Source organism: Chitinophaga sp. 01L420 (assembly GCF_056399985.1).
In genome coordinates this window covers 61,642-72,006 of the sequence record NZ_JBFTSK010000024.1, presented here as the reverse complement: position 1 = coordinate 72,006, position 10,365 = coordinate 61,642, and the positions used below count along the sequence as shown (strand labels likewise).

Sequence of the window (10,365 nt, the reverse complement as noted above, 5' to 3'; positions counted from 1 at the left end):
ATTTTCAGTTTGTATTTAATATTAGAGGAGGTTGAGGTTCAGAAAATACGATGCCTATTCCGTATCCGGTATCGGATACAGAACAGGTCTATCGCATTTATACATGGGCGGAAAAATGCGTCAGTAATGTCAGGAAAAATCAATCGGGGAAAACAGGAACTATTGCTCTTAGCTTACAAGTTCTTCTTTTCTGTCGTATAACAGTTCCTTCTCCCCGTAGAGACGTTCAGCAATAATACCTTTGGCCTGGCAGAGTTCTACCAGTTTGTTTGATTGAATAATAGGGTTTGATTCATCTGTATATTTGATGCTACTGATGAATTCCAGCCAGGGCTCCATGCCCATGGCATACACATATGCTTCCTTAGGATTAAAAATATTAATAAGCGCCATGCCTTTTGCACAATCAGATCCGGCGAGCCTGCGGCTGCCATCCTGATCCCTGGTAAGCTTTTTCGTGATCAATGGGCCATAGAGCCAAGTAAGTGGTGCACCATCGCATTCCATACCAAGGAATAATACATCCACATCACCAATTTGCGTATGAATATGTTTGTACAATGCAGACTCCACAATCCGGGAATCTGCCAGGAACAATAATTTGAAACCACTGATCTGCACCAGGTAACAGGATTTTGTAAGGATGTTCAGATCACTGTGTTCACCGGTAAATGGCAATGCGGTAATAGTGCTGTCGGTAAATTCGATAGTTTCCATTTCATCCATGGCAAACACATTGCGGAAGCCAATATTATTAAACATCTGTTTCAGATCCGGATCTTCCATTTTACCACTGCAGGTACGCGGCACGATCAGATTCCTGATCTTGTGGCGCAGCGGCAGCAGGGTCTCAAACAGGATATGATCCTGGTGGTTATGTGTGATGAGCACATAGTCGATTACATCCGGAAGATCTGCATCAGAGAAATGTTCTATATCTGTATCATAACCATAATAACTGATCAGCGGATCCACAAGGATACTTACATCTTTTGTTTCCACGAGGATACAGGCATGACCAAAGTAGCGCATACGGATCTTGTCACCGGTATATTTTTTATAAGGTGGTGGTGGTGTTTCCGTGAAAAAGGTTTCGAATAAAGCTTCCTGGTCAGCGGTGATCCCCATAATGCTTTTTATTTCAGACAGCGGACGCGCCCTTCTCTTCATAGCAGACAGGTGATCAATAGCGGAGTGGGCAAATGGGAGCGCCAGATGCAGCACATCAGCCTCATCGAGGCGTGGGGTACTGAGACAGAATGGGCGATGGTCATTATTGGTAAGCCACAGCGCCACACTTTGTGCGCTTTCATTATAGAAGTCACTTTTATACAACAGTGATTCAAAGAAGCGGAAGTCTGCATTGTTGTTACGGTCATAATAGAGTTCCACGTATCCTTTCAGGATCTCAGGCACTTTTTCGTATAGCCCTTCCAGTCCAAAGCCTTTGGCTTCAGCAACCAGTATTTTGTCAAGTTCTTTTACGGCCTTTGCAAACTGTATGGTCTTTTCCTGCCGTTTCAGAATAGTAGCCTTCAATGTTTCCACCTCTTCTACACGGCCGCCACCAAGATCCATAAACGGGCCTCCCTTCATTTTCGGATTGAGCACTGCTTCTGCGTGAATATTAGGATCATCCAGGTAGGAATCCATGATGGTAAGGTGTCTTCCTACCGTATTCATAGCGGCTGTTGCGGGTGAAATCAGATGGCTCCATGCATACCATCTGTCAAATAAGGGTTCCAATACTACGTTGGGTTTTAAATATACTTTTTTGTCACTCATAAAGATTATGATTTGGAATGAACAAGTAATTTTTTAGCAATGATTTGTATGATTTCGAAGGGGTATTTATATATAAAGAAATGATGTCCGGGCATACGTCTGAAGTCAACGGTTGCTTTAGTTTCCTTCTGCCACAAATGAATATCTTCCAGCTTCATGTCCTCCCGGGTGCCGGTGATCACTGTAATTGGAATATCCAATGAATCGGCAGAGGCATAGGTATAATTTTCTGTTACTTTGAAATCCGCTCTCAGGATGGGTTCAATATAATTTAACAGCTCATCGTTTTGTAAAATTTCATCCGGACTGCCGTTGAGATTCCTGACTTCTTCTATAAAAGCTTCCTTGCCTAACAGGTGTCTTTTTTTTGCTGTCCTTGAAGTAGCAGATGGTCCTGTAGTACCAGTTACAAACAGGTGGAGCGGAGGCTTACGCCCGTTCTCTATAACTCTTCGGGCGAGCAGACAGGACATAAGTCCTCCCATGCTATGGCCATAAATAGCATATTCCGCCTGATCCAGTTTATCTTTTATCTGGAGATACAGGTCCTGTAATAATTCATCAATATCTTCCATCAACGGCTCTCTCATCCGTGTTCCCCTGCCTGGGTATTCCAGCGGAACTATATTGATGAAAGCGGGTATGTTATCTTCATATAACCTGTATGAATACCTGCTTCCACCTGCAAATGGCAAACAAAAAAGGTTTATTTTCTCCATTAGTAAAACATTTATTCATCAATACATGGTACTATATGAAATTGCTTTCCCATGTACCGGATAATATATATCGGTATTAAATAAGCTATCGCTGCTAACATTATTTATTACGCGCAGGCGCCAAATAATGAGTAGTAAATAGTCAGTACTTTATGAAAAGTTGCTTCACCCAAACCAGGAGCTTTTCTCTGGCTGTGCCATTATCATAAAATACTCAGCATGTTACAGGTTGATTTTACCCGGCATTGAAATGAATGATGCCGGGGTACCTTTATGCGAATGGCATAAAGATTTAATTTCGGATTTTCTTTATTTACTATCGTTTGAATTAAAAACACTGGCAAAAAATCTGTCAGGTTGAAATACCAGCCAGATATTGACAGGGTATTGTGACAAGTATGTTCTTCTGGAGCATGCTCATTCTCACCAGCATTTTCTGTTCTCCCCGCACTTCAACTATCTCACCTGTAAGGCCACAGAGTACACCATCGTTGATCATCACTTGCTTGCCGGGAAGGAAATAATCGTCTGATATTTCAATATCTGTATCACTTACCTCCCTGGTGATGAGACAAATATTGTGAATAACATTCTCATTTACTTTCACGACATCTTTCCCCGCCCTCACATAATACAACACACCTTCAAGTGTTAATATCCTGTAATAGGTTTCCAAATCCTCCAGGTAAACAAATACGTAAGAGGGGAAAAGTGGTGCATCAACATATTTTTTCCTGTCTTTCCATACACGTAAAATTCTTGTAGTCGGTAAAACATATGCAATGTTAAAATCGGATAACTGAAGTGCAACTTTTTTTTCATGTCGTGGTCTCGTGTATATCACGTACCATCCAGTGATGAGAGCGCTCATTTTTAGGATTTTCTAAGGATCTAAATAAAAAATCATCCATAGCAATGATGGAAGTGCTCATTTACAAGCGTGACATGGTTCCATTTTACCTATCAATTGCTGGATTCGCGGATATCAATGTAGCATAAATTTTCCCGGAAAGATATAGCTGTCGCTTAAGTGGCTCCATAAATTCCACATTAATTAAATTGAAAAATTAGCTAACCTGACTGAATTGAAAATTTGGCTAACAATACTACTTCAATGTAGTAGTAGTAAGAGTTTTTCTGATGGTATAGTAACTTTACATAGTTGTCAAATTTGAGCGGATCGTTAACTCAGGGTTATCATTTTTTCGAGGGCTCATTAGCACTAAGGTTGTCATTTTTCGTACAATTAATTCTTCTATTGGCCTTATCAGTTAGTCGAATTTAGTAGAAAAATTTAATTCAACAAAATAAAATACTCATGTGGGAAGAATGGAACGACAATATATACATTCGATTTCCATAACACAACAACAAACGAAACACCTTACCAGCAAGTATTTCGAAGCATACCCCCAACGGCATAAAACAACCGTCTGCATATGTCACTTAATAAGAAGTTAACACGCTTCACCGGAAAAAAAGTACAACCAATAACAAAATCCGATATATTTGTTTCGTTATATGCCACTGCACCGTTTGATTACCCAGCCCGATGTTACAACAACTATATTGGATTTACAGCATTGAAAATTACCCGTCAACAACCGTATTTTAAATCCGAAAATCCAATACACCAGCAGCATAGGCCGTATTCAAACGATCAGTAAAAACGGCCGGCAGTATATAATTATCCCGGAGCCATAAGAAGAAAATCGTTATTGTTGAAAAAACTCCCAGAACAAAAAAATGAAAACCCTCGACCAAAGCAATTCTGCTAAAAAAGCGCAGCCATCTGCCATGAAACAGGCATCACGATTACTTAAATACCTCCGTCCGCACTGGTTTGAATTCAGCACCGGCATGTTATTCCTGCTGCTATCGAGCGTCGCCAGCCTTGCTATCCCCAAAATGTTAGGCAACCTCATTGATATCAGCAAAACAAGTCATCTCATCAATGCTATCAATGCCATTGGATTGCAGTTATTAGGTGTCCTCACATTGCAGGCAATATTTTCGTTCTTCCGCACCGTACTTTTTGTGAACGTTTCTGAAAAAACACTATCTACACTGCGGCAAACCATTTATAATCACCTGATCCAGCTCCCTATGAATTTCTTTCTCACCAGGCGTGTAGGAGAACTAAGCAGCAGGATATCTTCAGACATCACACTGCTCCAGGAAACGTTTACAACTACCCTGGCTGAATTTTTACGGCAGTTGATCATTATTATTGGCGGGCTTACCCTGCTGATGACGACCTCTGTCCAGCTGACCATATTTATGCTGGCGATTCTGCCTGTTATGGTGATTATCACCGTTATCTTCGGACGCTTTATTCGTCACTTCGCCAAAGATGTGCAGGATCAGATAGCTTCCTCCAATACCGTAGTGGAGGAAACACTGCAGGGTATTTTCAGCGTAAAAGCTTTTGCCAGCGAATTCTTTGAAATGAAACGCTATCGGGATCGCACCAACGAAGCGGCAGCTATCGGTATGAAAAGCGGTAAATATAAAGCAGCTTTTTCCTCCTTTATCATCATGGGTATATTTGGTGCGCTCATTGCCGTGATCTGGAGAGGCGCTGCTATTGGCGTAGATCCGGGTAAACTCTTTTCCTTTGTATTATACTCTGTACTCATCGGCAGCTCTATAGGTGGACTTGCTGAAATATATACGCAGCTCCAAAAAAGTTTGGGTGCCACCGAAAACCTGTTGCAGATACTTGATGAGCCGGCAGAGCCACTTAGCCCGGTTGAAGTGATCGCACCGGAGCATCTGCTGCATGGCAATATCTCCTTCGAAAATATTACTTTCCACTACCCTTCCCGCGAAAACTCACCCGTACTTCAGGATATGTCATTTGATATCGCGGCAAACCAGAAAATAGCCCTGGTAGGGCCCAGTGGCGCAGGTAAAAGTACGGTCGTTTCTCTCCTGCTCCGTCTCTATGATCCGGTAGGCGGCAACATTATATTCGACAACCGTGCAAACAGGTCTATCCCACTTTCCGCGCTACGCTCCCAAATGGCAGTAGTACCACAGGACGTATTTCTGTTTGGCGGTACCATCGGTGAGAATATCGCTTACGGCCGCCCGGATACCACCGAAGAGGAACTAACCGCTGCCGCAAAAAAAGCAAACGCCTGGGAATTTATTCAACGCTTTCCACTCGGCCTGCAAACAATTGTTGGTGAAAGAGGTATCCAGCTGTCTGGTGGGCAACGCCAACGCATTGCCATCGCACGTGCTGTACTGAAAGCCCCCCGCATTCTCATCCTCGACGAAGCCACTTCCGCACTCGACGCCGAATCAGAGAAACTAGTGCAGGACGCCCTCAATAAACTCATGGAAGGACGTACCTCTATTGTGATCGCTCATCGCCTCGCTACCATCCGCCAGGCAGATAAAATCATTGTTCTCGACAAAGGTGCTATCGTGGAAGAAGGTACACACAAGGAACTGGTAAATGTAAATAATGGTCTGTATAAAAATCTCAGTGAAATGCAGTTCACTCAATAACGATAGCATCAACGGCTTCCCGCTACAATTACACCACCCATAATTGTATCCAACCCTGATCACCTGCGTTTCCGGGTGTCCGGCGCGACATATATGGCCGTGAGCTGTATTTCATCAGGAATTGCAACAAAATAAAAATTCCACCTTTTATCAGGTGCTGAGAAACATGAATCGACCCGGGGCTTTTGGGGCAAAAAAATTGCCTGAATAGTCAGGCAAAAATATTTATGATAAGGCCAACAAAGGATGCTAAAAGCATCAGATGTTGAAGAAACTCTGAATTAAAACTGAATTTATTCTGAATTTCTATGGTAAATATAAAACTAAATCGTCGAATAATCCAAACCTCAGTGGAGGTTTTTCCAAAAAGTTTTTATCCCCTCAAAAATGGGTGAACTGAATGAATGGTGAACTGAATGAATAATGTACAGCTTTCGGGAGAAGTACTGGCTGCTGCTTCAAAATAACAGAGACGATCATCTCATAAGTAAGGTACAAGCTGAATAAAAGAGGGGGCGTTCTTGTTAGAAGAGAATTTGAAAGATATGGCTATTCCCCTGGAATTGATAATGTACTTTCCATTGGTAACGCATGCTGATCTGCTTAACCAAAGCCAGGCCCAGACCAGTACCCGGGGTTGCGGAAGACGCGGTAGCGAATCGCTTGAATAGCTGATCTGCCTGAAGCGATTCTTTTCCAGGATTAGCAATTGAGAATTGTTCACGCGACAAGGATATCCTGATTTCTCCTGGGGAAATACTGTACCTGATCACATTTGTCAATAAATTGCCAAATAATATTTCTATTAATATTCTATTGCCTTCTATGTTTACAGGTGTCTTTACGTCCGCATACACATGCAGCTTCTTTTCCTCAAAGAATGGTGCGAACTGCACCAGAAGATGTTCCAGTATGTCCGACAAATCAATAGTTTGTCTTTCGGAGAACTGACTATTTTCAATCTTAGTGAGCAGTAACAGATTTTTATTTATTCGGCTGGCCCTTGATAACGCCGCATGGGCTTCTTCGATCAATTGAAACTGATCATCATTTAATTGTTTGCTTTGCAATAGCAAATCTAATTTTGATTGTACGATCGCAAGAGGCGTTTGTAATTCATGGGAGGCATTATCCGCAAACTCTTTTTGCTGATTATAAACGGCCAGGTTGGCGGAAAGCAGTTTCTGCAGGCTGGCATTCATTTCATCGAACTCCATGATCCCCGTTCTCTGAAATGTCGTATTACTGCGCTCATCCAGATCAAAAGATTTTATTTGTTCCAGGCTTTCATAAAATGGTTGCCACATACGCCTGGACAACCGCCTATTCAAAAGAATCAATGCACCTAAGAGTACAATGAAAAAAAAAGCGCTTAACAATGTTACGGCTCCAATAATCAAAAAGCTGTCTTCCCGGCCGGCTTCGGGTGTAACCCTTACGTGATGCTCAGCCAACTCATATTGCCAAAGATGGCTAAGTGCAATATAATAAATAGGAATGCTGCAGACCAGCACAATCCCGGCACAAAGGATAATTTTATTCAGCGAATAATTGAGCAGTTTACTCATATTTCCCATTTATAACCAGTTCCATATATTGTTCTAAGGTAATTTCCGTACTCAGCATCAGTAAGTTTTCTTTTTAAATTTTTAATGTGAGCATATACAAAATCATAACTATCAAACACTGCAGTCATCTCTCCGGAAATATGCTCAGCCAGTGCCACTTTCGAGATCACCTTGTTGGCATTGCTGATAAAATACATTAATAATCCAAATTCTTTTTTTGTCAACGCTAACTGCTGCCCGTTAACAGTCACTTCTTTTCCCAATACATCTACCCTTAATTCATTCTGCTCTATGATATTAACGTTTCCCAACTGCGTTCTGCGGATCAGTGAGTATATTCTGGCCGCAAGTTCCGACAGGTGAAACGGCTTGGAAAGATAATCATCTGCCCCTATGCGTAACCCTCTTATTTTGTCATCAAGGGAATTTTTAGCAGAGATGATAATGGTCCCGTCATGCTTCTTCATCCGTTTCAGTTCTTCAAGAATAGTGAAACCACTGCCACCTGGAAGCATCAGGTCCAGCAAAATACAATCGTAATCAGACAGGGTGATTTTTTCTATGGCCTGTGCAAAAGTTACGGCATAATCACATAGATAGCCTTCTTCGGAGAGATAGATACCAATGCTTTTGGCGAGCTCCGTCTCATCTTCGATTATCAGAATTTTCATACAGTAAAATAGTATTAGATTCTGAATTTTCCTGAATTTTTAGGAATCTGTCACCCCAATACCTGTCTGGTGGTCCGGGATACCTGGCGCTAAGCCATTGATAATACCAATATTGGAGGTATTTAAGCCCAAATTCCCAGCACAAAACTTTGACCGAAAATCAGGCCCCCGACACCAGTTCCAGTACCGGCTGCACATTGTCTTCCTGATTCCGCTAAATCATTAATGAGGCATAATATGTCTGCATACCTAAAGAACTTATATTATTCAAACCATATCCTCCTTTCAATATTTCCATAAATAATAATGCTACTACCTTTTACTAAAAGGGGATTTATATTTCCTGCCTTTTTCGCTATGAATTTGAGAGATAACGCACTAATCTGATATTCAGCATCCTCAAAGGTTGACTTAGAAATAACGTAATTTCCGGTTGAATTGATTTTCATGGTATCCGGTGCCCGCTCTTCATAGGTGGTGATATTAGGCGCATCCTTTTTCTTGCGTTGTAAACTTCGCGCAACTTCCAGGTAATTTACGCCTTCAAGATCTTTCCATTTCACTTCAACATCCTTATTCAAATCTCCCTTCTCCGAATAGATAATATTTTGAGAATTTACCAGCGATAAGGCGGTAGTTTCCGCCAAAAATATCTTTTTGCCGTCGGATAATGCTATTTCAAAAACAAATTGATTGTTCTGAGGCATAGCACTATCTTTTAAGTAATAAGTAGTGGTTGTATAGTATAGCTCTTTTCTGACAGTATATTTTACATCTGTGCCATTCACATATATTTTAAGAGAATCATTCTTAATTGTCTTCCCTTGTTCGTCAAATAAACTAACGACGATCTGGTTATCACCGTTGTCGTGCAGACGCTGAACGATACTGATTTCTGCACGAATGAGCGACAAATCATCCACTTTTCCATGAGATAAATCTGATTCATTACATGAGATGGCAATCATCAAAATAATAAATATTGCTACTATCTTTTTCAATTTACAGGGATTTATGAACTATACTGTTTTTTTATCTTAGCTTCCGGCTCTACACAAAAAAGATATAGCACCACCAGGAAAAACCATTCCAGGGGCCTCATCAACCGGTAAGTAATATTCGATGCGGTGTCTGTATTGATTTTTAACGACAAATTATATCCGTACTTGTCGTACTGATGCCTGATAAACTGATGGCCGCGGGAAGAAATATCTTTTATCAATTCTTCGAATGCATTTGCAATTTGCAACTGTCTGTTCACAATAATGGGTTTGCCATGCCGTTGCCCGATCTTCAATGGTTTCACAATCCGGGGATCTCCCTTGGCGGCTACCGTACAGAGGTAATGCCCGGTATGGTCAAGCACAGGCGGATGCATTTTCTGTGAAAAGGTCCAGGTAGTCGTATCCGTAAATACTTTTACCAACGAATTATAGTCTTGTCCAAACAAAATAAGGACCAGTGTAATAACTATAAATGCAGGAAATAACAATATCACTGCCCAGATGGTTTCATCAAATTTTTGCGCCAGATAGCTATTGCATGTTTGAAGAAAAACATTTTTGAATGTCCTGTTCTTTGCAGCCGTATGTTCTTCTTTGATAATTTTTACGATCAACAAAATACCAATCACCAGGCTGATCAACGGAGTAAATATAAATAAGAAAGCACCATCGTTTCCTTTATACATATCAAGGCTTTGGGTATTGTGTCCCAGCACCTGCACCAGCACTAACAGATTGAGGAATAAACCGATCATCAACAGTATCAACATCAGCACAAGTGTARGTGGCGGGAGCTTTCTTCCTTTGATCCAGATAGAAATAGCCGCCACATGATACCCGACGAAATAAACGATTAAACTGATGATGTGCTTGCCGCCAAATGGGATATAACAGTTATCGATAGGGTCTATTGCATCCGTATATTGTTTATCATGCAACATCATTCCAATGGTAAACAAGCCAAAGGATAATACATACACTATGATCAATAAGGTTTCCTGGATGGAAAAAGGTTTCATTATTTTTTTTAAAGAAATAATCCCAAGGATTAATAAAATGACAAGTAGTAAAAGAATAAAGCCCATTTGATGATCTGTTG

General features: G+C 41.1%; 8 protein-coding genes. 1 reads left to right on the top strand and 7 read right to left on the bottom strand.

Going from position 1 to position 10,365, the window contains the following annotated elements; translation table 11 throughout:
• Window positions 1-168 precede the first annotated feature (168 nt).
• From AC1DP6_RS21630 to nusG, 3 genes are all read right to left on the bottom strand, one after another.
• Window positions 169-1,785 carry an MBL fold metallo-hydrolase gene (locus AC1DP6_RS21630; protein WP_477056674.1) on the bottom strand — a complete coding sequence of 539 codons (1,617 nt, stop codon included), beginning with the start codon at window positions 1,783-1,785 and terminating at the stop codon, window positions 169-171.
• Window positions 1,786-1,790: 5 nt separating this feature from the next.
• Window positions 1,791-2,504 (bottom strand): thioesterase II family protein, encoded by a 714-nt coding sequence (locus tag AC1DP6_RS21625; RefSeq protein WP_477056673.1) that lies wholly within the window; start codon window positions 2,502-2,504, stop codon window positions 1,791-1,793.
• 352 nt (window positions 2,505-2,856) lie between these two features.
• Window positions 2,857-3,375 (bottom strand): transcription termination/antitermination protein NusG, encoded by a 519-nt coding sequence (gene nusG / locus AC1DP6_RS21620; RefSeq protein ID WP_477056672.1) that lies wholly within the window; start codon window positions 3,373-3,375, stop codon window positions 2,857-2,859.
• Window positions 3,376-4,250: 875 nt separating this feature from the next.
• Between nusG and AC1DP6_RS21615 the strand changes: the two genes are divergently transcribed.
• Window positions 4,251-6,023: an ABC transporter ATP-binding protein gene (locus AC1DP6_RS21615; protein ID WP_477056671.1), complete on the top strand. Its 1,773-nt coding sequence runs from the start codon at window positions 4,251-4,253 to the stop codon at window positions 6,021-6,023.
• A gap of 524 nt (window positions 6,024-6,547) precedes the next feature.
• Here the strand turns inward: AC1DP6_RS21615 and AC1DP6_RS21610 are convergent.
• From AC1DP6_RS21610 to AC1DP6_RS21595, 4 genes are all read right to left on the bottom strand, one after another.
• Window positions 6,548-7,591, bottom strand: a complete 1,044-nt coding sequence (locus AC1DP6_RS21610; RefSeq protein ID WP_477056670.1) for a sensor histidine kinase — start codon at window positions 7,589-7,591, stop codon at window positions 6,548-6,550.
• Window positions 7,588-8,262, bottom strand: coding sequence for a response regulator transcription factor (locus AC1DP6_RS21605; protein ID WP_477056669.1), 675 nt, complete (start codon window positions 8,260-8,262; stop codon window positions 7,588-7,590). The genes AC1DP6_RS21610 and AC1DP6_RS21605 overlap by 4 nt, the downstream gene beginning before the upstream one ends.
• A gap of 263 nt (window positions 8,263-8,525) precedes the next feature.
• Complete coding sequence (locus AC1DP6_RS21600) at window positions 8,526-9,263, bottom strand: hypothetical protein (protein WP_477056668.1); 738 nt, start codon at window positions 9,261-9,263, stop codon at window positions 8,526-8,528.
• A gap of 11 nt (window positions 9,264-9,274) precedes the next feature.
• On the bottom strand, window positions 9,275-10,351 hold the full coding sequence (locus tag AC1DP6_RS21595) for a DUF6688 domain-containing protein (protein ID WP_477056667.1): 1,077 nt from the start codon (window positions 10,349-10,351) through the stop codon (window positions 9,275-9,277).
• Window positions 10,352-10,365 lie beyond the last annotated feature (14 nt).